The organism is Streptomyces sp. R-07 (assembly GCF_049913175.1).
Taxonomy (GTDB): Bacteria; Actinomycetota; Actinomycetes; order Streptomycetales; family Streptomycetaceae; genus Streptomyces.
In genome coordinates, this window is sequence record NZ_CP183978.1 from 4,343,092 (window position 1) to 4,366,801 (window position 23,710).

Below are 23,710 nucleotides of genomic sequence, written 5' to 3' on the forward strand. Positions count from 1 at the left end.
ATCCGGAAGAGCGGAAGGAGCATTGAGAGGCTCAACCACCCCTCCTACTGTCGGTCGCATGACGAACGAGAGCGCACAGAGCATCGTCCTGGGGGACGTCGAGATCATTCGGATCGTCGAGTGGCAGGGGCCGTTCGGACCCGCCCGCACCCTCGTTCCGGACGCCGGGGCCGAGGTGTGGAAGGACAACGAGGAGTGGCTGGCGCCGGACCACTGGGCGCCGGACAGCGGCAGCGCGGTGATGGCGCTGCAGACCTGGGTGCTGCGCAGTGGCGGACGGACCGTCCTGGTCGACACCGGGGTGGGCGACGGGCGGGAGCGGCCCCACTCGCCGCACTTCCACCGGCGGCGGGACGGTTTCCTCGGCCGGCTGGAGCGGGCGGGGATCCGGCCCGAGGACGTCGATGTCGTCGTCAACACCCATCTGCACGCGGACCACGTCGGCTGGAACACGTACGACGCGGGAGGGGAGTGGGCGCCGACGTTCCCGAACGCCCGCTACCTCCTTCCGGCCGCGGACGACTTCCACTTCGGCCCGGAGAACGCGTATGGCGGCGGCCTCCGGGAGGAGGACCGGCTCATCCACGAGGACAGCGTGGCGCCCGTGCACCGCGCGGGGCTCGTCACGCTCTGGGACGGCTCGCACCGCATCGACGAGAACCTCGTCCTGGAGTCGGCGCCCGGTCACACCCCGGGCTCGGCCGTCCTGCGGCTCGCCTCCGGGGCCGACCGCGCGGTCTTCGTCGGCGACCTCCTGCACAGCCCCGTGCAGATCCTCGACCCGGCCCGCGCCAGCTGCTTCTGCCTGGACGCGGCCGGGGCGGCGGCCAGCCGCCGCCGGATCCTCGGACGGGCCGCCGACGAACGGGAACTGGTCGTCCCCGCGCACTTCGGCGGGGCCGGAGCGGCCGAAGTGCGGAGGGAAGGGGCGGGGTTCGCCCTGGCCGGGTGGGCGGCCTACGGCGAGACGGACCCGGTCAGGCGCTGACGGAGGAGGACTCGGCGTCCTCGGTCCTGGCGACGGGCGCCACGGTAGGGGCCTCGGGCTCGGCCGCGGGGGCGGACGGCGCGCCGTCCTCGGCGGGCTCTTCGGAGAGGGCCTTGCGCAGCCGGGTGAAGTAGCCGACGGCGGCGATGACGCCGATCGCGGTCGTCGCCGCCCACAGGACGTCGGGGCCGGGGCCGCCGACGATCGCGCCCGCGCCGATCGGGGCGACGAAACCGGCGACGGCCCAGGACATGCCCATCACGCCCTGGTAGCGGCCGCGGGCGTGCTCGGGGGCGAGGCGGGCGGTGGCGGCGGCGTTCGTCGGTACGTGGATCATCTCGCCGACGGTCCAGACGACCACGGTCGCGGCGAAGGCGACGGGGGAGCCGGCGAGGGCGGTGGCGCCGGTGCCGAGGGCGAAGAGGAGGGAGGAGAGGGTCAGCAGGAGGACCGGGGAGCGCTTGTCGGTCAGCCTGTTGACGAGCAGCTGGAAGGCGACGATCACGATGCCGTTGACGGCGATGACGACACCGTACGAGGAGGGGGAGAGGCCCTGGTTCGCCATGGTGAGCGGCAGGCCGATCCAGGGGGCGGTGAAGACGAGGCAGACGAGGAGGTTGAGCAGGACGAGCGTGCGGAAGGGCGCGTCGCGCAGCACGGTGAGCATGCTGACCTTGTCCTCCACGACCGGCTCGCCCTGCTTGCCGACGGCGGCCTCGGGACGGGTCTCGGGGAGCCGGAGGAAGACGATGACGGCGCACAGGGTGGTGGCGACGGCGTCGACGACGAAGAGGGTGCGGTAGCCGAGGAAGGCCGCGGCGCCGCCGCCGATGGAGGCGATGGCGAAGCCGAGGTTGAGGGCCCAGTAGTTGAGGGCGTACGCCCGGCGCACGTCGTGGGCGGGGACCATGTCGGAGATGGTCGCGTTGATGGAGGGGCGGACGGCCTGCATGGCGACGCCCATGAGGAGCACGACCGAGGCGATGGCCCAGGCGCTGGTGACGACGGCGAGGGCGGCGGCGCAGGCGGCGGCTGCGAGGTGCATGGTGACCATGGTGGGGCGGCGGCCCCAGCGGTCGGTGAGCGCGCCGCCGAGCGGGGAACCGGCGACGCCGCCGAGGCCGTGGAGGGCGACGACGAGTCCGGCGAACCAGGCGGAGTGCCCGAGCTCCACGGTCAGGTAGAGGGAGAGGAAGGTCAGGACGAAGGCGCCGGTCCGGTTGACCAGGGTCGACAACCACAACCACCAGAAGCCCTGCGGAAGGCCGGAGACCGTCGCCCGGGCTGATCGTCTGAGCGAATCGATGGACATGTGTGACGGCCCCCTGCTGTACGTAAGCCCTGCTTCCGGCTCTCGTAACTTACGCATCTCATACGTCGGACGCCAGCGAATTGACGGCGCGCGTCAATCGTCAGCGGTCGATTAGGCTCGTACGCATGGCCGACGCACCGTACAAGCTGATCCTCCTCCGCCACGGCGAGAGCGAGTGGAACGAGAAGAATCTGTTCACCGGATGGGTGGACGTGAACCTCACCGCCAAGGGCGAGAAGGAGGCGACGCGCGGCGGCGAGCTGCTCAAGGACGCCGGCCTGCTGCCCGACGTGCTGCACACCTCCCTCCAGAAGCGCGCGATCCGGACGGCGCAGCTCGCGCTGGAGTCCGCGGACCGCCACTGGATCCCGGTCAGCCGCTCGTGGCGCCTCAACGAGCGCCACTACGGCGCCCTCCAGGGCAAGGACAAGGCCCAGACGCTCGCCGAGTTCGGCGAGGAGCAGTTCATGCTGTGGCGCCGTTCGTACGACACCCCGCCGCCGGCGCTCTCGGACGACAGCGAGTACTCGCAGGCCCACGACGCCCGCTACCAGACGATCCCGCCGGAGCTGCGCCCGCAGACCGAGTGCCTCAAGGACGTCGTCGAGCGGATGCTCCCGTACTGGTACGACAACATCGTCCCGGACCTCCTCGCCGGCCGCACGGTCCTGGTCGCCGCCCACGGCAACAGCCTCCGCGCCCTGGTGAAGCACCTGGACGGCATCTCGGACGCCGACATCGCGGGCCTCAACATCCCGACGGGCATCCCCCTGTCCTACGAACTCGACGAGAACTTCAAGCCCCTCAACCCGGGCGGCACGTACCTCGACCCGGACGCCGCGGCGGCGGCCATCGAGGCCGTGAAGAACCAGGGCAAGAAGTAGCCCTGACTGACGAAACAGCCCCCTCCCAGCGGTCTCTCCGCCGGGAGGGGGCTTCTTCGTGGCCTGGGTCCGTCGGTGGTCCCGTCAGGGCGAGGAGAGTTCGGCAGGCGCATCGCCGGTTCCGGCGGTCCACGGCTGGTCCACTGGGTCGGCTCAGTCGCCGGAGAAGCCCCAGAAGTAGATCTCCTGCGGCTCACCCCGGTCGTCATGGAGCACGGCGCACCGCCCGTACCAACGCCAGTGGTCGAACTCCTCGAACCTCGGCACGTGCGCCCGGGTGAGCTTCCTCGCGCCCAGGACCCGCAGCGCCTCCTCCTCGGTCACCTGCTTCATCGTGGAGTAGTCCGGCTCCTCGTCCGGTCCGATGATCCGGAAGATGTCGAGGATCGAGTGCGTCCCGTCATGCTGCACGAGCTCGTGCTCCCACAGCTCCTCCTCGGTCTCGGGCCACGGCAGCCGCTCCGCCTCCGGCCGCCAGTCACCGCCCGGGCCCCAGTAGTAGTCCCGCTCCTCGAACACCTTCCGCCGCAGCGCATCGAACGCCCCGCCGAGATCCTCCTGATACGGCACCGAGTAGTCCCACCCCGACGCGCCCATACGACCCCTCCCCACACAGCTCTTTGAGAACGGCCGGACGCTAACAGCGGCCACTGACAACCGCCTGAGTCGCGAGGGGGACGAGCCCCCGGTAGTCCGGCGGCCAGTGGCTCGACGGCAGTAGCCCTGACGCAGCGCACCCACGACAGCGCCCGTTCGCCGGTTTCGGTGGGCGGGGGTTCGGTGTTGTTCTGTGGGTGTTCGGGGGGCGTACCAAGTCGGTGACATCGGGGGGTGCGGCGCTGTGCCGGGGGGTGTGGCGTTGCTACGTTCCCGGCAGGGGTGCGGCCGTGGGCGGTCGCCCGTGTAGAGGGGGACTTCCCGATGAACGCCGACCGTCTCAGACCCGCTGCTCTCGCGCTCGCCGCCGTCGCCCTGGCCGCCGTGCTCACCGGATGCCAGGAGGGTGGTTCCGCCGCCGGTCCCGCCGCGCCCAGCGCGCCCGTCGCGGGTACCACCGCAGCTCCCGGATCGGGTGGATCGGGTGGATCGGGTGGATCGGGCGGGGGGTCCGGGGCCACCGCCGCTCCCACCGTCGCTCCGGTCGTGCAGAAGCCCGCCGCCCCGAAGACCTCCGTTCCGAAGACCTCCTCCCCGAAGACCTCCGTGCCCGAGCCCGCCGCCTCCTCGCACGGCGTCGGCTGTGTCGACTCTCCGCCCGGTCCCGACGACGTCGACCCCGACGAGTTCGCCCTCTACCGGATCGAGGAGCTCGACGGCAGCACCGGGAAGGTCAACCTCGTCGTACAGCACGGGGTTTGGGGCTGTGCGTCGAAGGACTCCGACGGGGTTCCGTTCGTCGGTACCGGGGAGGAGAGCCGCTGGGCCCTCGACCAGGCCGCGTACGTCACCGCCACCAACCCGATCGTCAGCAGTTCCGGGAGTCAGCGGATCGGCGTGCAGGAGCTGATCGACTGGGTCGCCGCGCACCCCGACTCGGGGCTCGTCTTCCGGTACGAGACCGGGGACGACGGGGCGATCCACCGCCTCGAGCAGGTCTTCGCTCCGTAGCGGGTTCCTGTCGGCCGGACGGGTGAGGGCGAAACCTTCCGGCTGCGCTGCGCCGCTTACGGGCCGGGAGGCGGGGTTAGGGGTGGGGTGACCTTGGTCGTCTTCACCGAAACGAGAACCCCCGTGCGTCTCCGCCACTCCCTCGCCGCCGTCTGCGGCGCACTCGCCCTCACCGCCACCCTCGCCTCCCCCGCCCACGCCGCCACCGGCGACTTCAGCTACCGGTTCGTCGGGATCGGCGGCTCCCCGGAGTGGATCACGCTGCACGACCCGGCGAGCGGTGAGTGCATCACGATCGCCGAGGCCGCCGACCCGAGTGCCTCGGAGCCCGCCTTCGCGCCGCACAACGACACGGACACGTACGCGATGGTCTTCACGGAGCCCGACTGCTCGGGCGACTCCTGGACCCTGCGCCCCCACGGCCGCCCGGCCGGCGACCGGCTGAAGCTGCGTTCGGTGATGTTCTTCCAGCCGTAGCGGAGGCCCGCTCCCGTCATGGCAGTGCGGGGGACCGCGGTGACTCATTACCGTTCAGCGCATGAACACGTCACTGCGTCTGGAGCAGGTCACCTCCGCCACCATCGACGCCGCACTCGACCTGCGCGTCCACCCCCACCAGGAGCGCAACGTCGCCCCCGTCGTGAAGTCCCTCGCGGAGGCGTACGCCTTCGGGGAGACCGCCTGGCCGCGGCTGATCTTCGACGGTGACGAGCTCGTCGGTTTCCTGATGGCCTTCCTCGACATCCCGTGGAACGAGGAGAAGGACCCGGACGACCGGCGCAGCGGCCTCTGGCGCCTCAACATCGCCGCCGCCGGACAGGGCAAGGGGTACGGGCGCTTCGCCGTCGAGGCCGTACGCGACGAACTGCGCCGGCGCGGCGAGCGGCGGTTCTACGTGACCTGGGAGCCCGGCGAGGACGGACCCGGCGCGTTCTACGAACGGCTGGGTTTCCGTACGACCGGCGAGGCCGGCGGCGGCCAGACCGTCGGCGTGCTCGACATATAGGGAGCAGGGGGTGGGGTGCGGGTGCCGCACCCCACCCCCTCACCGGTCAGCCGGAGCAGCCCCCGCACTGGCACGGGGCGCCCGACTGGCAGCCGCAGCCGCAGCCGGAGCCGCACCCGCAGGCGCCAAGGACGGGCAGGAACACCGCCTCGCGCGGCGGCTCCGCTCCGGAGTCGGTCGTCATCGGGGATTCGGCCATGGGGTCCCTCCCTTTCGAGGCGAGCATCGCCTCCCCCCATTGCATGCCCACCCCGACCGGCGCATCAACGGCGCACAGGAGTGGCGTGCGCCTACGCGCCCTCCACCGGCGCGTCCGCCGCCTGCAGCTCGTCCGCGTGCTCGCCCGTCACCAGGTACACGACGCGCTTCGCCACCGACACCGCGTGGTCCGCGAACCTCTCGTAGTACCGGCCGAGCAGCGTCACGTCGACGGCCGTCTCGATGCCGTGCTTCCAGCGGTCGTCCATCAGGTGCTGGAAGAGCGTCCGGTGCAGCAGGTCCATCTCGTCGTCGTCCTGCTCCAGCTGGAGCGCCAGGTCGACGTCCTTCGTGATGATGACCTCCGCCGCCTTCGCCATCAGGCGCTGCGCCAGCTGACCCATCTCCAGGATGGTCGCGTGCAGGTCACGCGGCACCGCCGTCGCCGGGAACCGCAGCCGGGCCAGCTTCGCCACGTGCTGCGCCAGGTCGCCGGAGCGCTCCAGGTCGGCGCTCATCCGCAGCGAGGTCACCACGATCCGCAGGTCCGTCGCCACCGGCTGCTGCCGGGCGAGCAGCGCTATCGCCCGGGCCTCCAGGTCGTGCTGGAGGTCGTCGACCTTCTGGTCCGCGGCGATCACGCTCTCGGCCAGCTTGAGATCCGCGTCGAGCATCGCCGTCGTGGCGCGCCCGATCGCCGACCCGACGAGCCGGGCCATCTCGACCAGGCCCTCGCCGATCGAGTCAAGTTCCTCGTGGTACGCGTCCCGCATGGATGTCCCTCTCTACGCAAAGCTCCGGGGTCCGGGTGGGGCTCGGACCCCCACGTTCCCACGTTCGGCCCCCTACGCGTCCGGTTCCAGCCCCTGATGTGAACCGGCACTTTCCCCCAGGTGAACTCTGGGCGACACGCGCCACCGATGCCGCCCTGACAAATGAACCACCTGCATCTCCACGGTGAACTCTGGGCGACGACTGTTCGAGCAGCCACTCGGATGGCTGGGAGAGTGTCCGCGACCCCGCATAACCTTGAGGCATGGACGTGAACGCGGCGGTCGCCGCATTGGCAGCGATCGCCGGCGTGTGCACCGGCGTGATCGCCATGCTGGCGTTCCGCTGGAGCGAACGCGACCAGGCGCGACCCACCCGAACCTCTCTGCACACCGACGCCGTGCTCCCGCCCGGCGTCGACACCGTGCTGTCCGTGCTGCGCTCCTCCGCGGTCGTCCTCGACGAGAGCGACTCCGTGGTGAAGGCCAGCTCGGCGGCGTACGCGCTCGGCCTGGTCCGCGGCGGCAAGCTGGCCGTCGAACCCATGCTCAACATGGCGCGTGACACCCGCCGCGACGGAGAGATACGGCAGGTCGAGCTGGACCTGGCCCGGCGCGGCACCGGACGCGGCGAGGCCCTCGCCGTCTCCGCCCGGGTCGCCCCACTGGGCTCCCGGCTCGTACTGCTCCTGGTCGAGGACCTCACCGAGGCCCGCCGCATCGAAGCGGTACGGCGCGACTTCGTCGCCAATGTGAGCCATGAGCTCAAGACCCCCACGGGTGCGCTCTCCCTGCTCTCCGAGGCGGTCATGGACGCCTCGGACGACCCCGAGGCGGTCACCCGCTTCGCCGGCCGGATGCAGATCGAGGCGACCCGCCTCACCAACCTCGTACAGGAGCTCATCGACCTCTCCCGCGTGCAGAACGACGACCCGCTGGAGGACTCCGAGCCGGTGTCCGTGGACGAGCTCGTCGCCGAGGCGATCGACCGCTCCCGGCAGCCCGCGTCCACCAAGCAGATCACCATGGTCTCCGGCGGCGCCGCCGACCTGTACGTGTGGGGCAGCCGGGGCCAGCTCGCCGCGGCCCTCGGCAACCTCGTCGAGAACGCCGTCAACTACTCACCGGCCCGTACGCGGGTGGGCATCGCCGCCCGCCACGTCGCGGCACCCAGCGGGGACCTGATCGAGATAGCCGTGACCGACCAGGGCATCGGCATCCCCGAGAAGGACCGGGAGCGCGTCTTCGAGCGCTTCTACCGCGTCGACCCGGCCCGCTCCCGTGCCACCGGCGGCACGGGGCTCGGCCTGGCCATCGTCAAGCACGTGGCCGCCTCGCACGGCGGGGAGGTCACCGTCTGGAGCACCGAGGGTCAGGGCTCCACCTTCACCTTGCGGCTGCCCGAGGCGGGCGCCGTACGGGACCGCCGGCCCGCCTCTTCCCCCACCCCAGATCTCATGACCGAACCGCTCCCCGCCCCGGAGGTCCTTCCGTGACCCGAGTGCTCGTCGTCGAGGATGAGGAATCCTTCAGCGACGCCCTGTCGTACATGCTCCGCAAGGAAGGCTTCGAGGTCGCCGTCGCGGCGACCGGGCCCGACGGCCTCGACGAGTTCGAGCGCAACGGAGCCGACCTCGTCCTCCTCGACCTGATGCTTCCCGGTCTGCCCGGTACCGAGGTGTGCCGCCAGCTGCGCGGCCGCTCGAACGTCCCGGTGATCATGGTGACCGCCAAGGACAGCGAGATCGACAAGGTCGTCGGCCTGGAGATAGGAGCCGACGACTACGTGACCAAGCCCTTCTCCTCGCGGGAGCTCGTCGCCCGCATCCGCGCGGTGCTGCGCCGCCGCGGGGAGCCGGAGGAGGTCACCCCGGCGGCCCTGGAGGCCGGCCCGGTCCGCATGGACGTCGACCGCCACGTGGTGACGGTCTCCGGCGGCAAGGTCGACCTGCCGCTGAAGGAGTTCGACCTCCTGGAGATGCTGCTGCGCAACGCGGGCCGCGTGCTGACCCGTATGCAGCTCATCGACCGGGTGTGGGGCGCGGACTACGTCGGCGACACCAAGACCCTCGACGTCCACGTGAAGCGCCTCCGCGCCAAGATCGAGCCCGACCCCGGCGCGCCGCGGTACCTCGTGACGGTCCGCGGCCTGGGCTACAAGTTCGAGCCGTAGACGACCCCGTACGAGACGTGGACGGCTTCTTACGGAGCCGTGGACAGCTCCGTACGTACGTACGCCGAAGGGGCGCCCCCTGGTGGGGGCGCCCCTTCGGCGTGTTTCTGCTGCCGTCAGTGACCGGCGGTCGTCGGCTCGCCCGAGGCCGGGGCCTCGGTGCCGTGCTCGGCCTCGCCCGAGGGCGACGCGGAGGCGGAGGCGGTCGGCGAGGCGCCCGGGGGAGCCGGGACGACCTCGGGGCCGTATTCCTTGAAGTAGCTCTTCGCCGGGACGACGAAGGCGCTCAGGCCGACGTCTCCGGTCTTGCTGAGCTTGAAGACGACCTGCTGGGCGTCGCCGTCACGGGCGGCCTCGGAGCCGTTCTCGATCAGGGCGGAGGCGTTGCCCGCGCCGCCGATCACGACGGAGCCGCCGGCCGGGACGGTGATCGGGCCGGTGCCCTCGGCCGGCTTCAGCTTCACGACGGCGGTCGTGCCCGGCAGGCTGATCGCGTCGATGGTCTGCGGCACGCGGCCGTTGTTGAAGACGGTGGCCGAGACGGCGGCCGGGCCCTTGACGCCGGGCTCGGGCTGGGTGATGACCAGCGCGTTCTGGATCTTGACGTCGTCCACGGAGACGGCTGCGTTGTCCGGCCGGACCTCGAGCGTCTGCGCGTCGTTGCCCGCACCACAGGCGGACAGCGCGGCGATGGAGAACACGATGGCGGTGGCGGCGAGGGCGCCGCGTCGAAGGCTGCGGCTCACGGCGGCGGCATCTCCTAGGACGTACGGACGGGTGTGGGAACTAAGGGACAGCTAAAGGTGTGTCAGCGCGCTCAGGTTACCGAGCCTCACTCCGCGTCCCGCACCCGACCCGCCCCTAACCGGTCACCGCCGTCAGCGGGACGTCCCCGGGGTGGGGCCCGGATGCCCTCCGCGGAGCCCTCGGGCCGCCCGCCGCGTGTTGCTCTCTGTGGCCGGATCACGACCCATTGACCTGTTGTTCACATAACCGCCTTGATCAATTCGGAGGCGGCCCCGCATTCCCCGGAGCCGCCCCTCCGGAAAAGCGCCGACCGATGTCGGCCGATGTCCGCTGATCAATTTCGGGAATCACCCCGGCATGCATCCGTACGGGTGGCCGATCCTCGAACGGAGTAGGTGAAGAAGCCTGCTCCGAACCAGACAAACCGGGGCATCGCCCCTCCCTGGAGGGCCTCCGGGTGTGTGTAACGTGCGCGTTTCTCTCCGTCCATGCAGCGGCTCCGACCTGCGAATACCGCCTTCCGCAAGCCCTCCGCAGCACGTTCGTGTCGCCGTTGTCAAGCCCCGAGATATGCCCTGACCTGCGAAAACGCCATTCAGAAGAAGCCGAATCCGTGTTACCCTGGATAGCCACGGAAGGGGTACCTGTCACATGACGTTCAAGGTTGGCGACACCGTGGTCTATCCCCATCACGGGGCCGCGCTGATCGAGGCCATCGAAACTCGCCAGATCAAAGGCGTGGACAAGACCTACTTGGTGCTCAAGGTCGCGCAGGGCGACCTGACGGTTCGTGTGCCGGCGGACAATGCGGAGTTCGTCGGTGTTCGCGACGTGGTCGGTCAGGACGGGCTGGACCGGGTCTTCGAGGTGCTGCGCGCGCCGTACGCCGAAGAGCCGACGAACTGGTCCCGTCGCTACAAGGCAAATCTCGAGAAGCTCGCCTCCGGCGATGTCATCAAGGTCGCCGAAGTGGTGCGCGACCTGTGGCGTCGTGAGCGCGAGCGCGGACTTTCCGCAGGTGAGAAGCGCATGCTCGCCAAGGCTCGCCAGATCCTGGTGAGCGAGCTGGCTCTCGCGGAGAACACGAACGAGGACAAGGCCGAGGCTCTCCTCGACGAGGTCCTCGCGTCCTGAGCCGCATTCCGCGGTGAAGTAGTGAAGCAATGCCGTGGTGCCCGCTGGCGTACTGTGATCCACACAGTGCTGTCGCCGGGCGCTGCGGCATGTTCGCGTACGTACGCGGCTCGTACACGTGGCCGCACCGCTGAAGTAACCCGCACCCCCTGAACTTCTCTACGTCCGAGCCCCTGTGCCCACGCGGCCGCGCCTCGACCGTCGTCACGGAAAGGGCCCGGTCAAGGCGGAGCGTCCGGCACGGTGAGGCCATACCCATGTCGGCCGCGGAAACAAACCTGCCGGAGTGCAACCGATGTCAGACGAAGCGCGTCCCAGTCGTACCGCCGTGGTGATCCCGGCCGCCGGGCGGGGCGTACGCCTCGGCCCGGGCGCCCCCAAGGCGCTCCGCGCGCTGAACGGCACCCCCATGCTCATCCACGCCGTCCGCGCGATGGCCGCCTCCCGCGCGGTCTCGCTCGTGGTCGTGGTCGCCCCCTCCGACGGTGCCGCCGAGGTCAAGAACCTCCTCGACGCCCACGCCCTCCCCGAGCGGACCGACTACCTCGTCGTCCCCGGCGGCGACACCCGCCAGGAGTCCGTCCACCTCGGCCTCCAGGCGCTGCCCGAGGGCGTCACCACCGTCCTCGTCCACGACGCGGCCCGCCCGCTGGTCCCCGTCGAGACCGTGGACGCCGTCATCGAGGCCGTACGGGACGGGGCCGTCGCCGTCGTCCCCGCGCTGCCCGTCGCCGACACCGTCAAGGAGGTCGAGCCGGCCGAGAAGCCCGGCGACCCCGAGCAGGTCGTCGCCACCCCGGTCCGCGCCCGCCTCCGCGCCGTCCAGACCCCCCAGGGCTTCGACCACGACACCCTGGTCAACGCCCATGCCACCGTCGCCCTCACCGGTGAGGGCGCCACCGACGACGCCGGGATGGTCGAGAAGCTCGGCGCGCCCGTCGTCGTCGTGCCCGGCCACGAAGAGGCCTTCAAGGTGACCCGCCCCCTCGACCTCGTCCTCGCCGAGGCCGTACTCGCCCGCAGGAGGGCCAACGATGGCTTCTGAGCCCGTGCTGATTCCCCGTACCGGCATCGGTACCGACGTCCACGCCTTCGAGAAGGGGCGCGAACTCTGGTGCGCGGGCCTGCTCTGGGAGGGCGAGGAGTACGGTCTCGCCGGGCACTCCGACGGTGACGTCGCCGCCCACGCCGCCTGCGACGCGCTCTTCTCCGCCGCCGGCGTCGGCGACCTCGGCGCCCACTTCGGCACCTCGCGCCCCGAGTGGTCCGGCGCCTCCGGCGTCACCCTGCTCGCCGAGGCCGCCCGGATCGTCCGCGCCGAGGGGTACGAGATCGGCAACATCGCCGTGCAGGTCGTCGGGGTCCGCCCCAAGATCGGCAAGCGGCGCGACGAGGCGCAGAAGGCGCTCAGCGAGGCGGCGGGCGCACCCGTCTCCGTCTCCGGCACCACCACGGACGGGCTCGGACTCACCGGCCGCGCCGAGGGCCTCGCCGCCCTCGCGACCGCCCTCGTGTACCCCGTGACCCGCCCATGAGCCACCGGTGCCGGTGAAATTCGTCATCGGGTACCCCGATCAGGTCGCTGGGCACTACCACACGCCCACTACCCTGGAGTGGTGACTATTCGCCTGTACGACACCAGCGCCCGGCAGATCCGTGACTTCACCCCGCTCACGCCGGGCTGTGTCTCGATCTACCTCTGTGGTGCCACCGTGCAGGCGGCCCCGCACATCGGTCACATCCGCTCGGGGCTGAACTTCGACATCATGCGCCGCTGGTTCCAGTACCGCGGCTACGACGTCACGTTCATCCGCAACGTCACCGACATCGACGACAAGATCATCAGGAAGGGCGCCGAGCAGGGTCGCCCCTGGTGGTCCATCGGCTACGAGAACGAGCGCGCGTTCAACGACGGCTACCAGGCGCTCGGTTGCCTGCCGCCCACGTACGAGCCCCGCGCCACCGGTCACGTCCCCGAGATGATCGAGATGATGCGGGGTCTGATCGAGCGCGGCCACGCCTACGAGGCGGACGGCAGCGTCTACTTCGACGTGCGCTCCTTCCCGGGCTACCTGGAGCTGTCCAACCAGGACATCGACGACCTCCGCCAGCCCGCCGAGGACGGCATCACCGGCAAGCGCGACCCCCGCGACTTCGCCATGTGGAAGGCGACCAAGCCGGGCGAGCCCGACTGGGAGACGCCCTGGGGCCGCGGCCGTCCCGGCTGGCACCTGGAGTGCTCGGCCATGGCCCACAAGTACCTGGGCCCCGCCTTCGACATCCACGGCGGCGGCCTCGACCTGATCTTCCCGCACCACGAGAACGAGATCGCCCAGGCCAAGGCCTTCGGCGACGAGTTCGCGCGGTACTGGGTGCACAACGCCTGGGTCACCATGAGCGGCGAGAAGATGTCGAAGTCGCTCGGCAACAGCGTGCTGGTGTCCGAGATGGTGAAGAACTGGCGCCCGATCGTCCTGCGCTACTACCTGGGCACCCCGCACTACCGCTCGATGATCGAGTACAGCGAGGAGTCCCTGCGCGAGGCCGAGTCGGCCTTCGCCCGCATCGAGGGCTTCGTCCAGCGCGCCACCGAGAAGGCGGGGAGGACCGTCGAGCCCGCCGCCGAGGTGCCGCCGGCCTTCGCCGAGGCCATGGACGACGACCTGGGCGTGCCGCACGCGCTGGCGATCATCCACACGACCGTCCGCCAGGGCAACAGCGCCCTCGCCGCGGACGACAAGGACGAGGCCATCGCCCGCCTGGCCGAGGTCCGTGCCATGCTCGGCGTCCTCGGCCTGGACCCCCTCGACCCGCACTGGGCCGAGGAGACCGGTGGCGGCGAGGAGCTCCACGGCGTCGTCGACACCCTCGTACGCCTCGTGCTCCAGCAGCGCGAGTCGGCGCGCGAGCGCAAGGACTGGGCGACCGCGGACGCGATCCGCGACCAGCTGAGCCAGTCCGGTCTCGCCATCGAGGACAGCCCCGACGGCCCCCGCTGGACGCTGGGCAACCGTTAGAAGACGTGCCGCTCGGGCCTCCGGGCGGCACACTTCAGTTACAGACCTACGTACGCAACACCGAGGATTAGGTAGTCATGGCCGGGAACAGCCAGCGCAGGAACCGTCGCACGTCCAACAAGAAGGGTGCGACGATCGGCAGCGGTGGCCAGCGGCGCAAGGGCCTCGAAGGCAAGGGCCCGACGCCCAAGGCCGAGAACCGCAAGGGCCACAAGGCCTTCCGCGTCTCCAACGCGATGGCCCGGAACGTGGCCAAGCGCAAGCCCGTCGCGCGGCGCGGCGGCAAGGGCCTGTCCGAGATGGTCGTCGGCCGCAACCCGGTCTTCGAGGCCCTGCGCGACGGCGTGCCCGCCACGACCCTGTACGTGCAGCAGTTCATCGACAACGACGAGCGCGTGCGCGAGGCCCTGAACCTCGCCACCGGCCGCGGCAACATCAACATCATGGAGGCGCCGCGCCCCGAGCTCGACCGGATGACGAACGGCCTGAACCACCAGGGCCTCGTCCTCCAGGTCCCGCCGTACGAGTACGCGCACCCCGAGGACCTCGTCGCGGCCGCGTTCGACGACCACGAGGACCCGCTGATCGTCGCCCTCGACGGCATCACCGACCCGCGCAACCTCGGCGCCGTCGTCCGTTCCGTCTCCGCCTTCGGCGGCCACGGCGTCGTCGTCCCCGAGCGGCGCGCCGCCGGCATGACCGCCGGTGCGTGGAAGACCTCGGCCGGCACCGCCGCCCGCACGCCGGTCGCCCGCGCCACCAACCTGACGCGCTGCCTGGAGCAGTACCAGAAGGCCGGAGTCACGGTCGTCGGCCTCGCCGCCGACGGTGACCGCGACGTCCACGAGCTGGAGGAGCTGGGCGGCCCGGTCGTCATCGTCGTCGGATCCGAGGGCAAGGGCCTCTCCCGCCTCGTCGGCGAGACCTGCGACTTCCTCGTCCGCATCCCGATGCCGGGCGGCGCCGAGTCGCTCAACGCCGGTGTCGCCGCCGGTGTCGTGCTCTACGAGGCGGCCCGCCGCCGCATGGCCTGACCCGAACGAGGGACGCGCCCCGGCCGTGATCTTGACGGGCCTCGGACATTTGGCAACCGTCAAGGCAGTGTCCTAACCGCACATCACTCGGTTAGATGAGTGTGGACACCAGAACGCCCCGGCCGGGGTTCGACGATCAGCCCGCGCTGAGCATGGTCAAGGTGGATTCCGATCCCGCCCAGGTGATCGTGAACCACGCCAGCTTCCGTGTGCGGCTCGCGCCGGCCCCTCAGCCGAAGTTCGCGGCCCGTACCGCCGCCCTGTCCGGAGTGGGCGCGGGCGGCGGCCCGCGCCGTCGCCCCGTCGTGTGGACCGGAAAGTCCACGCCGGGCGCGACCGGCCTGCTCCAGGCCGTGCGCGAGTCGTCCGTCTCCACGCTCGAACCGGCCGTCGGCCACGGGGGCCACGGCGTCGGCGACACCCAGGCCATCCCGCGCATCGACACCACCATGCCCCACCCCGTGGTGCCCGCCGAGGCCGCCGCGCCGCTGCTGCCGCCGATGCGCCGCGCCGAGGGGGCCTACGACGAGCTGTACGACCTCAGGCCCGAGCCCACCGAGCCGTACGAGGACGACGCGCCGCACGACCGGTCCGCCCAGCGCCACGGACAGGACAACGTCCGGCACGCCTACTACCCCGGCCGCCGGATGAACCTCGGCGTCGTCCTCCTCCCGCTCCGCGTCTTCCTCGGCTTCATCTCCATCTACGCGGGCATGGGCAAGCTCTGCGACCCCGTCTACTTCGACGGCGGCGAGCGCGGCTCCATGGTGAAGTGGCTCAACTCGCTCCACCCCTGGGCCCTCGCCGAACCGCTGCGCGACTTCGCCCTCCAGCACCCCGTCGGCGCCGGACTCACCGTCGCCTTCCTCCAGGTCGTCGTCGGCGTCCTCACCGTCCTCGGACTCTGGCAGCGCGTCGCCGCCGTCGTCGGCGCCCTGCTCTCCGCCGCCCTCATCCTGACCGTCAGCTGGAAGACCGTCCCGGTCTACGACTCCGCCGACATCATCTACCTCGCCGCCTGGTCCCCGCTGATCATCGCCGGTGCCCCCGTCTACTCCCTCGACGGCCGCCTCGCCGGCGAGGCCTGGCGCACCCTCGGCCCCCGCGCCGAACTCTGGGACCTGCGCCGCCGCGTCACCCGCCGCAGCACCCTCCTCGCCGCCGTCGTCGTCGGCCTCACCCTCCTCGTCGGCTCCGTCCTCGGCGGCGCCGTCCGCTCCACCGAGATGGTCACCGTCCCGGGCCCCAACGACGACCCGATCAACCACCTCCCCGGCCAGCCGCTCCCCCAGGAGCCGACGCACCGCGCCCCCTCGAAGGCCGCCTCGACGGCGCCCGAGCCCGCCGCGACCAGTGAGGCCCCGGCGCGGAGCGAGGAGACCGAGGAGGCCACCCGGCCCACCGAGACGACCCACGAGTCCACCCGGACCCAGGAGCAGCGCCCGACCGCGACGCAGGGCACGAGCACCGGCGGCAGCCGGACGCCCACGCAGTCGAAGCCGGCGCCCCCGCCGTCGACGAGCGACTCCCCGAGCACCACCGGCGGCACGTCGAGCGGCGGCTCGACCGGCTCCACCAGCACCCCGTCCGAGAGCGGCTCGACGTCGGGCGGCGCGCAGAACCCGATCGGCGGCCTGCTGGGCTGACGTAGGGGTACGAGAAGGGCGGCACCGCGTTCCAGGCGGTGCCGCCCTTCTCGTACGCCGTCTGCCGTCTGCCGTCTGCCGTCTGCCGTCTGCCGTCTTCCGGATGTCGTGTGCCGTCCGACCGTCAGGGGCCGCCCGTCCGTCAGGACTTCTGGGCGGCCAGCTCCTTGGCGGCCTCCGTGAGGTCCTTGGCGGTGTCGATGGCCCTCCAGTAGGCGCCCTGGGGCAGCGGGAAGCCCGCCAGGCGCCGCTCGCGCGCGAGGCGGGGGAAGGTGGTCCGCTCGTGGTCGCCGAGGTCGGGGAGGAGCTCCGTGAAGGCCGCGGCGAAGACGTACACGCCCGCGTTGATCAGGAACGGCGACGGCGGGGCCTCGATGAAGTCGGTGACGTTGCCGAAGGTGTCGGTCTCGACGGCGCCCCACGGGATCCGGGGGCGGGCCAGGGCGAGCGTCGCGAGGGCGTCCCGCTCGGCGTGGAAGGCGGCCATCTCGCGCAGCGAGAAGCGGGTCCAGATGTCGCCGTTGGTGGCGTACCAGGGCCGGTCCGGGTCGGGCAGGTGCGCGGCGGCGTACTTGAGGCCGCCGCCGCGGCCCAGGGGCTCGGTCTCGACGACCGTGGTCACCTTCAGGGGCAGGTCCGCGGAGGCCAGCCACGCCTGGAGCACCTCGGCGAGATGACCGCAGGAGACGACGGCGTCGGTCACGCCCTCGGCGGCCAGCCAGGAAAGCTGATGGCCGATGATCGGGGTCCCGGTGCCCGGGATCTCGACCATCGGCTTGGGGCGGTCGTCGGTGTACGGGCGGAGCCGTGAGCCCTGGCCGCCCGCCAGGACCACGGCCTGCGTGGGAGTGGTGTGCATACGGGGAACGATAGGCGCCCCGTGCGTGCCGGGCCGTGCAGCTCGCGGCCCGTCATCTCGTGAACCGTCAGCTCGCGCGCATCACGCCGGTCGCGTACGAGGTGTCGCAGACCGGGCGGGAGAAGGACTGGGCGCGCGAGGGGCCGTAGTGCTCGACGGCGGCGCGGCCGAGCGCGCGGGCGATGGAGAAGCAGTGCTTGGCGAGGGAGGGCCGGTTCTCCACCTCGCGCTGGAGGTGGGTGAGGGCCGTGCCGGGGTCCTTCTCCTGAAGCTCTGCGAGGAGCTGGTCGCGGAGAATATCCTGCGGGGCACGGGACTTGGCCCGGACGGAGACCTCCGTGGAGGACGCCGTCAGCTGGGTTCCGGAGTCCTGGCCGGCCCACGGAACAGCGGACACCGCGAGCGTTCCCGAGAGCACCAGGACGACGGGCAGGACGAGGGCGAGAGAGCGGCCGATTCGGCGGGCAGTGTGCGTCACGCAGCGAGCGTAGCGGCCGGTAGTGATATGGCGACATTTAGTCACTCTCGCGAGGGATGGTTCGAGGCGGCTTTTCGAATCCCGTGTTGACGCGGGGGCTCGGGCGGGGCCCTGAATGCCGGGGTTTTCCGGGGTAAGCCCGTTTAAACGAACGGCCCCGCATCTGCAACAGATGCGGGGCCGTACGGCAGTGCTCCGGGGCGGCCTCGGTCGCTGAGGCGGGCCCGTGGACGCTCTCAGTCGCTGAGGCGGGCGCCCGTGGAGGTCGAGAAGACGTGCAGCTCGGCGGCGCGCGGCACGACGTGCAGCGTGGTGCCCTTGGCGGGCACGTCACGGCCGCCGACGCGGACCACCAGGTCCTTGTCCTCGCCGCCGACGCGGGTGGAGCCGTACACGAAGCCGTCCGAGCCGAGCTCCTCGACGACGTTGACCGTGACGGCCAGGCCGTCCTTGCTCGTCGGGCCCGAGACGTCGAAGTGCTCGGGGCGGACGCCGACGGTCACGGTGGTGTCGCCGTTGGCGGAGGCGGCGGCGATGGCCTCGCGGGAGACCGGGACGACGCTGTTGCCGAACTTCACGCCGCCGTCGGTGATCGGGACCTCGACCAGGTTCATGGCCGGGGAGCCGATGAAGCCGGCGACGAAGAGGTTGGCGGGCTTGTCGTACATGTTGCGCGGCGAGTCGACCTGCTGGAGCAGACCGTCCTTGAGGACGGCGACGCGGTCGCCCATGGTGAGGGCCTCGGTCTGGTCGTGGGTGACGTAGACCGTGGTGATGCCCAGACGGCGCTGGAGACCCGCGATCTGCGTACGGGTCGAGACGCGGAGCTTGGCGTCGAGGTTCGACAGCGGCTCGTCCATGAGGAAGACCTGCGGCTCGCGCACGATGGCGCGGCCCATGGCGACGCGCTGGCGCTGACCGCCGGAGAGCGCCTTGGGCTTGCGGTCCAGGTACTCGGTGAGGTCGAGGATCTTCGCGGCCTCTTCGACCTTGGTGCGGATCTCCGACTTGTTGACGCCGGCGATCTTGAGGGCGAAGCCCATGTTGTCGGCGACGGTCATGTGCGGGTACAGCGCGTAGTTCTGGAACACCATCGCGATGTCCCGGTCCTTCGGCGGCAGGTGCGTGACGTCGCGGTCACCGATGCGGATGGAGCCGGCGTTGACGTCCTCGAGACCCGCGAGCATGCGCAGGGAGGTCGACTTGCCACAGCCGGAGGGGCCGACGAGGACGAGGAACTCGCCGTCCGCGATCTCGATGTCGAGCTGGTCGACGGAGGGCTTGGTGGCACCCGGGTAGACCCGGGTGGCCTTGTCGAACGTGACGGAAGCCATGGTGATGTGTCCCTTCACCGGCAGGAACGTGCCGGACGATCCGAGTAAAGGAAGGATTGAGGTCTAGTCCACCTGGGTGAACCGCAAGTGACGCTACCCGCCGGTGCCCGATCTGTCAGCACTCACGGGCCCGTGAGATTTCCGACCGTCGCCGGGGCCGGGTTGGTTACACTTCACTCGCTGCCGCCTTAGCTCAGTTGGCTAGAGCGCTTGACTTGTAATCTTGAGGTCGTCGGTTCGATTCCGACAGGCGGCTCTGTGAGGAAGGGCCCCGGATGCGTGCACGCATCCGGGGCCCTTCTTCGTGTGTGCGGGGAAACTCGGGTGCGGGGACCCCGGGGGTGTGGGGTACGTTGCGCACGCGCCCAGGGGGGAGGGGTCTTTGCCTGGCGTTGCCGCGGGGGGTCGACGGCCGCCCGTGTGCTCTCCCGTGGTTTCCTCCGTGCCGCGCGGCACGGAGATGCACAGAGGACTTCTATTCGTGCGAAGAATCGTCGCTCTCGGGGGGACGGCCGCCCTGCTGGTGGCCGGTCTGGTGACCGGGGCCGGTGCGGCCTCCGCCGCCGGCCAGGACGTGGTCGACTTCGAGCTGGAGAACCGGGTACTGCAGCCCGGTGACGGCTGGACCGAGCTGTCCCCGACCAGCCTCGGGGGAATCCCCGACGGAACCCTGGTCTACGCGCTGAGCAAGGCGCCGCTGACCGACCCGGCCTGGACGAAGGCGGGTCTGCCCAGTGGGCTGAGCCTGGAGCCGTCCACCTCCTGCACGCCCCGCGCGGGCGTCGTGGGCGTGTACCTGTGCCCCATCAACCAGGACAACCCGTTCCCGTCGCTCGACATCAAGGCCGCCGCGTCGGCCGCCGACGGGACCACGCTCCACTACGGAGCCGTCTACGCCCCCCGGGGCGCGGACCTCACCAAGGCCGTCAAGGACGCGCAGATCGTCGGCAGCCTGCCGGAGGACGGGCAGCACGCCGCCCGCACCGTCACGGCGAAGACGCTGGCGCACGTCGCCCAGAACACGATGGCCTTCACCACCCCGAACGTGCCGGCGGGCTCCACGGTCACCCAGTCGCTCACCATCCACGTGGTGGACGAGGGCAAGCTCGACATCTCGTTCGCGCCGGGCGAGGGCATGCGGGGCTGGGAAGAGGGCGAGCTCCAGCTCCCGATCACGGGCGTCGCCGCCAGCTCGCCGATCGCCGACTGCGACCACAGCACCGAGGTCGACTACGGCGGCGGTGTCTACTGCACCATCGACCCGGGCCAGTCCGGGCCGACCGACGTCACCATCACCTACACCCTGAAGGCCGGCGCGTCCGCGGCCGCGTGGAAGATCGACGCCTACGCCGTGTACGAGGTCTACGACTTCGGTACCGGCAACCCCGAGCGGACCAGCACCTTCTCGATCGTGAGCTCCCGCCCGGTGCCGCCGCACTACGCGATGCTCGCCAGGGACAAGAGCGGCAACCTGCTGTGGCATCGCGGCACCGGCAAGGCGGCGACGCCGTTCGTCGACTGGACCGAGAACGTCGGTCGCGGCTGGGGCATCTACAACGCCCTCGCCAAGCTGTCGCCGATCACGGTGCAGGCCACCGGCGGCGGTGTGGTCGGCCGGGACAGCAGCGGTGTCCTCTGGTACTACCGGACGACCGGTCACGAGTTCGAGCCGCTCACCGCGCGGACCAAGGTCGGCGGCGGCTGGGGCGTCTACAACTCCCTGACGGGCGTCGGCGACGTGACCGGCGACCGCCTGGCGGACCTGATCGCCCGTGACACGGCGGGTGTGCTGTGGCTGTACAAGGGCACGGGCGGCACGACGGCGCCGTTCGCGGCGCGGACCCGGATCGGCGCCGGCTGGGGCGTCTACAACCAGCTGACCGGCCCCGGCGACTTCACCGGCGACGGCAAGGCGGACCTGATCGCCCGTGACACGGCGGGTGCGCTGTGGCTGTACAAGGGCACCGGCAGCGCGACGGCGCCGTTCGCGCCCCGAGTCAAGGTCGGCACCGGCTGGGGGATCTACAGCCAGGTGTCCGGTCCGGGCGACCTCACCGACGACGGCAAGGCGGACCTGATCGCCCGTGACACGGCCGGCGTCTTCTGGCTCTACAAGGGCACGGGCAGCGCGACCGCCCCGTACTCCTCCCGCGTCAAGCTCGGCACGGGTTGGGGCGAGGTCCCGGGCACGTCGTACAACTACCTGTTCTGATCCCTGATCAGAACGGACGCTGAAGGGGCCCGGTCCGGCGATCTCGCCGGACCGGGCCCCTTCTTTCGCAGTTCTCGGCTCAGCGGCCGGCGATCTTGGAGGCCAGGACCGCCACCCGGTCCGTCTCCGCCGTGTGGGCCGTGGCCTCGCGGCGGTCCGCGCCGCGGAACGCGGCGTACATGGTCTGGACGCCGAGCCAGCGCAGCGGTTCCGGTTCCCACTTGCGGACCTTGTGGTTGACCCAGGGGAGGGCCGTGAGGTCGGTGGGGCCCGACTGGCCCGAGTCCTGCTGGATCAGGTCGCGGAGGGTGCGGGCGGCCAGGTTCGCCGTGGCGACGCCGGAGCCGACGTAGCCGCCGGCCCAGCCGAGGCCGGTGGAGCGGTCGAGGGTGACGGTGGCGCACCAGTCGCGGGGGACGCCGAGGACGCCGGACCAGGCGTGGTCGATCCGTACCCCCGCGAGCTGCGGGAAGAAGCGGACCAGGATCTCGCGCAGGGCGTCGACGGTCTGCGGCTGGGTGCGGCCGTCGTTGTCGGTCTTCGAGCCGAAGCGGTACGGGACGCCCCGGCCGCCCAGTGCGATGCGGCCGTCCGCCGTGCGCTGGGCGTACATGTAGGCGTGGGCCATGTCGCCGAGCGTCTCGCGGCCGTCCCAGCCGACGGACTCCCACTGGGCGTCGGTGAGCGGCTCGGTGGCGATCATCGAGGAATTCATGGGGAGCCAGGTGCGGCGCTGGCCCGCGAGGGAGGCGGTGAAGCCCTCGGTGCAGCGCAGGACGTACGGGGCGCGGACGGTGCCGTACGGGGTGATCGCGTGCTTCGGCCTGATCTCGGTGACCGGGGTCGACTCGTGGATGGTGACGCCGAGGGCCTCGACGGCGGCCGCCAGGCCCTTGACCAGCTTCACCGGGTGGAGGCGGGCGCCGTGCGGGGTCCAGGAGGAGCCGACGGCGCCGGTGACGCGGATGCGCTCGGCGGTCCCGCGGGCCCCGTACAGCTCCCGGTCGGTCTCGCCGAAGGCGAGCTCGGCGGCGTGGAAGGCCTTGAGGCGGGCGAGCTGGGCGGGGGAGAGGGCGACCTCCAGGACGCCGCCGCGGTGGACGTCGGCGTCGATCTTCTCCTGCTCGCAGACGTCGACGACCTCGGTGACCGTGGCGTTCATGGCCTGCTGGAGGCGGACGGCGGCCTCGTGGCCGTGGAGCGCGGCGTAGCGGTCGCGGCCGGCGATGCCGTTGTAGAGCCAGCCGCCGTTGCGTCCGGAGGCGCCGTAGCCGCAGAACTTGGCTTCGAGGACGGTGATGTTGAGGAAGGGGACGGCCTTCTTGAGGTAGTAGGCGGTCCACAGTCCGGTGTAGCCGCCGCCGACGATGCAGACGTCGGCGGTGATGTCGCCGGGGAGCGGTTCGCGGGGCGCGGGGGCGCCCTCCTGCGCGTACCAGAACGATATGCCGCCGTTGACCGTGCTCATGTGTACCCCTGGATTCCGGATGCGTGGGCGGGACGTTACCGGTGGCCCGGGTGCCGTGGATACGGCTGCCTCGGCGGCGCTTTCCGAACGATCGCCCGCGGCGGTGCGCCGCTCCGTCAGTCCTCCACCCGCACCCCCAGCCGCGCCGCCAGCACCGGCGCCAGGTCCAGGAGCTGGGCCGCGGAGATCACGGCGCCCGCCAGTGACTCCACGCCGCGCGTGATCTCCAGGCGCTGCACCCCGCGCAGGTCCACGTCCGTGAGCCGCGCCCCCGTGAAGTCCACGCCCGTGAGCACGCAGTCCACGAACTCGACCCGCTCCAGGACCGCGCCCCCGAAGTCCGGCTCGCTCAGCACGCATCCCTCGAAGACGACGTCCTTCAGCTTCGCCGACCGCAGGTTCAGGTAGTCGCTCTTGCCGCCCCGGACGACGACTCTCTCCAGGACCGCCCCGTGCAGCTGCGCCCCGCCCAGCCGCGCCTCCACGACCTCCACGTCCCGGAACTGCGCCCCGGCGAGCTCCGTCCCCACCCCCCGTACCCCCGTCAGCACCGAGTCGAGGAACCGCGCCCCCGTCAGCCGCGCCCCGTCGAGCCCGCACTCGCGCAGCGCGCAGTCCAGGAACCGGGCCCCCTCGCCCGACTGGCCCGTCAGGTCGAGCCCGGCCAGTTCGAGGCCGTCGTAGTCCCCGTCCGGGTCCAGCCCGCCCCCGTACGCCTCCAGGGGAGGCAGCCGGACCTCCGGCCGCCGCGCCCCCGCCACCTTCTTCTTCCGAGTCGTCGCCATGACCCCATGGTGATGTACGCCACTGACAACGCCCCCGATGTCACGTTCCCGGCCCCG

Annotated in this window: 24 protein-coding genes and 1 tRNA gene; 15 read left to right on the forward strand and 10 right to left on the reverse strand. The window is 71.3% G+C overall.

Annotated elements, in window-relative coordinates; all coding sequences use genetic code 11:
• Positions 1-58: 58 nt before the first annotated feature.
• Positions 59-988, forward strand: a complete 930-nt coding sequence (locus ACN9M0_RS19850; protein WP_399700935.1) for an MBL fold metallo-hydrolase — start codon at positions 59-61, stop codon at positions 986-988.
• Here the strand turns inward: ACN9M0_RS19850 and ACN9M0_RS19855 are convergent.
• On the reverse strand, positions 978-2,300 hold the full coding sequence (locus ACN9M0_RS19855; RefSeq protein ID WP_426403973.1) for an MDR family MFS transporter: 1,323 nt from the start codon (positions 2,298-2,300) through the stop codon (positions 978-980). The two genes, ACN9M0_RS19850 and ACN9M0_RS19855, sit on opposite strands and share 11 nt — an antisense overlap.
• 125 nt (positions 2,301-2,425) lie before the next feature.
• Here ACN9M0_RS19855 and ACN9M0_RS19860 point away from each other — a divergent pair, with 125 nt between their 5' ends.
• Complete coding sequence (locus ACN9M0_RS19860) at positions 2,426-3,184, forward strand: phosphoglyceromutase (protein ID WP_190107208.1); 759 nt, start codon at positions 2,426-2,428, stop codon at positions 3,182-3,184.
• 153 nt (positions 3,185-3,337) lie between these two features.
• Here the strand turns inward: ACN9M0_RS19860 and ACN9M0_RS19865 are convergent, their stop codons facing one another.
• The gene (locus ACN9M0_RS19865; RefSeq protein WP_366038844.1) at positions 3,338-3,781 is read right to left on the reverse strand and encodes a hypothetical protein; all 444 of its coding nucleotides are present in this window, start codon (positions 3,779-3,781) and stop codon (positions 3,338-3,340) included.
• Between the two features lie 324 nt (positions 3,782-4,105).
• Here ACN9M0_RS19865 and ACN9M0_RS19870 point away from each other — a divergent pair, with 324 nt between their 5' ends.
• The 3 genes from ACN9M0_RS19870 (at position 4,106) to ACN9M0_RS19880 (ending at position 5,798) form a co-directional block, all read left to right on the forward strand.
• On the forward strand, positions 4,106-4,792 hold the full coding sequence (locus ACN9M0_RS19870) for a hypothetical protein (protein ID WP_426403974.1): 687 nt from the start codon (positions 4,106-4,108) through the stop codon (positions 4,790-4,792).
• A gap of 123 nt (positions 4,793-4,915) precedes the next feature.
• On the forward strand, positions 4,916-5,269 hold the full coding sequence (locus ACN9M0_RS19875; protein ID WP_399700944.1) for a hypothetical protein: 354 nt from the start codon (positions 4,916-4,918) through the stop codon (positions 5,267-5,269).
• A gap of 61 nt (positions 5,270-5,330) precedes the next feature.
• Positions 5,331-5,798 carry a GNAT family N-acetyltransferase gene (locus ACN9M0_RS19880; protein WP_426403975.1) on the forward strand — a complete coding sequence of 156 codons (468 nt, stop codon included), beginning with the start codon at positions 5,331-5,333 and terminating at the stop codon, positions 5,796-5,798.
• A gap of 46 nt (positions 5,799-5,844) precedes the next feature.
• Here the strand turns inward: ACN9M0_RS19880 and ACN9M0_RS19885 are convergent, their stop codons facing one another.
• Complete coding sequence (locus ACN9M0_RS19885) at positions 5,845-5,997, reverse strand: hypothetical protein (protein WP_366038848.1); 153 nt, start codon at positions 5,995-5,997, stop codon at positions 5,845-5,847.
• A gap of 91 nt (positions 5,998-6,088) precedes the next feature.
• Positions 6,089-6,769 (reverse strand): phosphate signaling complex protein PhoU, encoded by a 681-nt coding sequence (gene phoU, locus ACN9M0_RS19890; protein WP_366038849.1) that lies wholly within the window; start codon positions 6,767-6,769, stop codon positions 6,089-6,091.
• A gap of 263 nt (positions 6,770-7,032) precedes the next feature.
• Between phoU and ACN9M0_RS19895 the strand changes: the two genes are divergently transcribed.
• Positions 7,033-8,262 carry a sensor histidine kinase gene (locus tag ACN9M0_RS19895; RefSeq protein WP_366038850.1) on the forward strand — a complete coding sequence of 410 codons (1,230 nt, stop codon included), beginning with the start codon at positions 7,033-7,035 and terminating at the stop codon, positions 8,260-8,262.
• Positions 8,259-8,939, forward strand: a complete 681-nt coding sequence (locus ACN9M0_RS19900; RefSeq protein WP_017242433.1) for a response regulator transcription factor — start codon at positions 8,259-8,261, stop codon at positions 8,937-8,939. The genes ACN9M0_RS19895 and ACN9M0_RS19900 overlap by 4 nt, the downstream gene beginning before the upstream one ends.
• Before the next feature lie 116 nt (positions 8,940-9,055).
• Here the strand turns inward: ACN9M0_RS19900 and ACN9M0_RS19905 are convergent, their stop codons facing one another.
• Positions 9,056-9,685 (reverse strand): DUF461 domain-containing protein, encoded by a 630-nt coding sequence (locus ACN9M0_RS19905; protein ID WP_366038851.1) that lies wholly within the window; start codon positions 9,683-9,685, stop codon positions 9,056-9,058.
• 652 nt (positions 9,686-10,337) lie between these two features.
• Between ACN9M0_RS19905 and ACN9M0_RS19910 the strand changes: the two genes are divergently transcribed.
• The 6 genes from ACN9M0_RS19910 to ACN9M0_RS19935 all read left to right on the forward strand — a co-directional run bounded on the left by ACN9M0_RS19910 (position 10,338) and on the right by ACN9M0_RS19935 (position 16,517).
• Positions 10,338-10,820 carry a CarD family transcriptional regulator gene (locus ACN9M0_RS19910; RefSeq protein ID WP_003953493.1) on the forward strand — a complete coding sequence of 161 codons (483 nt, stop codon included), beginning with the start codon at positions 10,338-10,340 and terminating at the stop codon, positions 10,818-10,820.
• A gap of 295 nt (positions 10,821-11,115) precedes the next feature.
• Positions 11,116-11,865, forward strand: a complete 750-nt coding sequence (ispD, locus tag ACN9M0_RS19915) for a 2-C-methyl-D-erythritol 4-phosphate cytidylyltransferase (protein WP_366038852.1) — start codon at positions 11,116-11,118, stop codon at positions 11,863-11,865.
• Positions 11,855-12,355, forward strand: a complete 501-nt coding sequence (ispF, locus tag ACN9M0_RS19920) for a 2-C-methyl-D-erythritol 2,4-cyclodiphosphate synthase (protein WP_366038854.1) — start codon at positions 11,855-11,857, stop codon at positions 12,353-12,355. The genes ispD and ispF overlap by 11 nt, the downstream gene beginning before the upstream one ends.
• Before the next feature lie 81 nt (positions 12,356-12,436).
• The gene (cysS, locus tag ACN9M0_RS19925) at positions 12,437-13,837 is read left to right on the forward strand and encodes a cysteine--tRNA ligase (RefSeq protein ID WP_366038855.1); all 1,401 of its coding nucleotides are present in this window, start codon (positions 12,437-12,439) and stop codon (positions 13,835-13,837) included.
• A gap of 77 nt (positions 13,838-13,914) precedes the next feature.
• Positions 13,915-14,871, forward strand: coding sequence for a 23S rRNA (guanosine(2251)-2'-O)-methyltransferase RlmB (rlmB, locus tag ACN9M0_RS19930; protein ID WP_366038856.1), 957 nt, complete (start codon positions 13,915-13,917; stop codon positions 14,869-14,871).
• Between the two features lie 95 nt (positions 14,872-14,966).
• Positions 14,967-16,517: a DoxX family membrane protein gene (locus ACN9M0_RS19935; protein ID WP_366038857.1), complete on the forward strand. Its 1,551-nt coding sequence runs from the start codon at positions 14,967-14,969 to the stop codon at positions 16,515-16,517.
• A 142-nt stretch (positions 16,518-16,659) separates the two neighbouring features.
• Here the strand turns inward: ACN9M0_RS19935 and ACN9M0_RS19940 are convergent, their stop codons facing one another.
• The 3 genes from ACN9M0_RS19940 to ACN9M0_RS19950 form a co-directional block, all read right to left on the reverse strand.
• Positions 16,660-17,376 carry a nucleotidyltransferase family protein gene (locus tag ACN9M0_RS19940; RefSeq protein ID WP_366038858.1) on the reverse strand — a complete coding sequence of 239 codons (717 nt, stop codon included), beginning with the start codon at positions 17,374-17,376 and terminating at the stop codon, positions 16,660-16,662.
• Between the two features lie 67 nt (positions 17,377-17,443).
• Positions 17,444-17,854 (reverse strand): hypothetical protein, encoded by a 411-nt coding sequence (locus ACN9M0_RS19945; protein WP_189806806.1) that lies wholly within the window; start codon positions 17,852-17,854, stop codon positions 17,444-17,446.
• 236 nt (positions 17,855-18,090) lie between these two features.
• Positions 18,091-19,188: an ABC transporter ATP-binding protein gene (locus ACN9M0_RS19950; RefSeq protein ID WP_366038859.1), complete on the reverse strand. Its 1,098-nt coding sequence runs from the start codon at positions 19,186-19,188 to the stop codon at positions 18,091-18,093.
• A gap of 182 nt (positions 19,189-19,370) precedes the next feature.
• On the opposite strand from ACN9M0_RS19950, the gene ACN9M0_RS19955 reads away from it, so the two are divergent.
• Both ACN9M0_RS19955 and ACN9M0_RS19960 read left to right on the forward strand, forming a co-directional pair.
• Positions 19,371-19,444: transfer RNA gene (locus ACN9M0_RS19955), tRNA-Thr, on the forward strand.
• Between the two features lie 225 nt (positions 19,445-19,669).
• On the forward strand, positions 19,670-21,400 hold the full coding sequence (locus tag ACN9M0_RS19960; RefSeq protein WP_366038860.1) for an FG-GAP repeat domain-containing protein: 1,731 nt from the start codon (positions 19,670-19,672) through the stop codon (positions 21,398-21,400).
• Between the two features lie 79 nt (positions 21,401-21,479).
• On the opposite strand, the gene ACN9M0_RS19965 is transcribed toward ACN9M0_RS19960, so the two are convergent.
• Positions 21,480-22,868 carry an NAD(P)/FAD-dependent oxidoreductase gene (locus ACN9M0_RS19965; RefSeq protein WP_426403976.1) on the reverse strand — a complete coding sequence of 463 codons (1,389 nt, stop codon included), beginning with the start codon at positions 22,866-22,868 and terminating at the stop codon, positions 21,480-21,482.
• Between the two features lie 116 nt (positions 22,869-22,984).
• Positions 22,985-23,653 (reverse strand): pentapeptide repeat-containing protein, encoded by a 669-nt coding sequence (locus ACN9M0_RS19970; RefSeq protein ID WP_366038862.1) that lies wholly within the window; start codon positions 23,651-23,653, stop codon positions 22,985-22,987.
• Positions 23,654-23,710: the final 57 nt, after the last annotated feature.

What these genes read in the sequence shown, in the direction of transcription:
- ACN9M0_RS19850 (WP_399700935.1), top strand. Translation starts at nt 59, where the DNA reads ATGACGAACGAGAGCGCACAGAGCATCGTCCTGGGGGACGTCGAGATC.
- ACN9M0_RS19855 (WP_426403973.1), bottom strand. Translation starts at nt 2,300, where the DNA reads ATGTCCATCGATTCGCTCAGACGATCAGCCCGGGCGACGGTCTCCGGC.
- ACN9M0_RS19860 (WP_190107208.1), top strand. Translation starts at nt 2,426, where the DNA reads ATGGCCGACGCACCGTACAAGCTGATCCTCCTCCGCCACGGCGAGAGC.
- ACN9M0_RS19865 (WP_366038844.1), bottom strand. Translation starts at nt 3,781, where the DNA reads ATGGGCGCGTCGGGGTGGGACTACTCGGTGCCGTATCAGGAGGATCTC.
- ACN9M0_RS19870 (WP_426403974.1), top strand. Translation starts at nt 4,106, where the DNA reads ATGAACGCCGACCGTCTCAGACCCGCTGCTCTCGCGCTCGCCGCCGTC.
- ACN9M0_RS19880 (WP_426403975.1), top strand. Translation starts at nt 5,331, where the DNA reads ATGAACACGTCACTGCGTCTGGAGCAGGTCACCTCCGCCACCATCGAC.
- ACN9M0_RS19885 (WP_366038848.1), bottom strand. Translation starts at nt 5,997, where the DNA reads ATGGCCGAATCCCCGATGACGACCGACTCCGGAGCGGAGCCGCCGCGC.
- phoU (WP_366038849.1), bottom strand. Translation starts at nt 6,769, where the DNA reads ATGCGGGACGCGTACCACGAGGAACTTGACTCGATCGGCGAGGGCCTG.
- ACN9M0_RS19895 (WP_366038850.1), top strand. Translation starts at nt 7,033, where the DNA reads ATGGACGTGAACGCGGCGGTCGCCGCATTGGCAGCGATCGCCGGCGTG.
- ACN9M0_RS19910 (WP_003953493.1), top strand. Translation starts at nt 10,338, where the DNA reads ATGACGTTCAAGGTTGGCGACACCGTGGTCTATCCCCATCACGGGGCC.
- ispD (WP_366038852.1), top strand. Translation starts at nt 11,116, where the DNA reads ATGTCAGACGAAGCGCGTCCCAGTCGTACCGCCGTGGTGATCCCGGCC.
- ispF (WP_366038854.1), top strand. Translation starts at nt 11,855, where the DNA reads ATGGCTTCTGAGCCCGTGCTGATTCCCCGTACCGGCATCGGTACCGAC.
- rlmB (WP_366038856.1), top strand. Translation starts at nt 13,915, where the DNA reads ATGGCCGGGAACAGCCAGCGCAGGAACCGTCGCACGTCCAACAAGAAG.
- ACN9M0_RS19935 (WP_366038857.1), top strand. Translation starts at nt 14,967, where the DNA reads ATGAGTGTGGACACCAGAACGCCCCGGCCGGGGTTCGACGATCAGCCC.
- ACN9M0_RS19940 (WP_366038858.1), bottom strand. Translation starts at nt 17,376, where the DNA reads ATGCACACCACTCCCACGCAGGCCGTGGTCCTGGCGGGCGGCCAGGGC.
- ACN9M0_RS19950 (WP_366038859.1), bottom strand. Translation starts at nt 19,188, where the DNA reads ATGGCTTCCGTCACGTTCGACAAGGCCACCCGGGTCTACCCGGGTGCC.
- ACN9M0_RS19965 (WP_426403976.1), bottom strand. Translation starts at nt 22,868, where the DNA reads ATGAGCACGGTCAACGGCGGCATATCGTTCTGGTACGCGCAGGAGGGC.
- ACN9M0_RS19970 (WP_366038862.1), bottom strand. Translation starts at nt 23,653, where the DNA reads ATGGCGACGACTCGGAAGAAGAAGGTGGCGGGGGCGCGGCGGCCGGAG.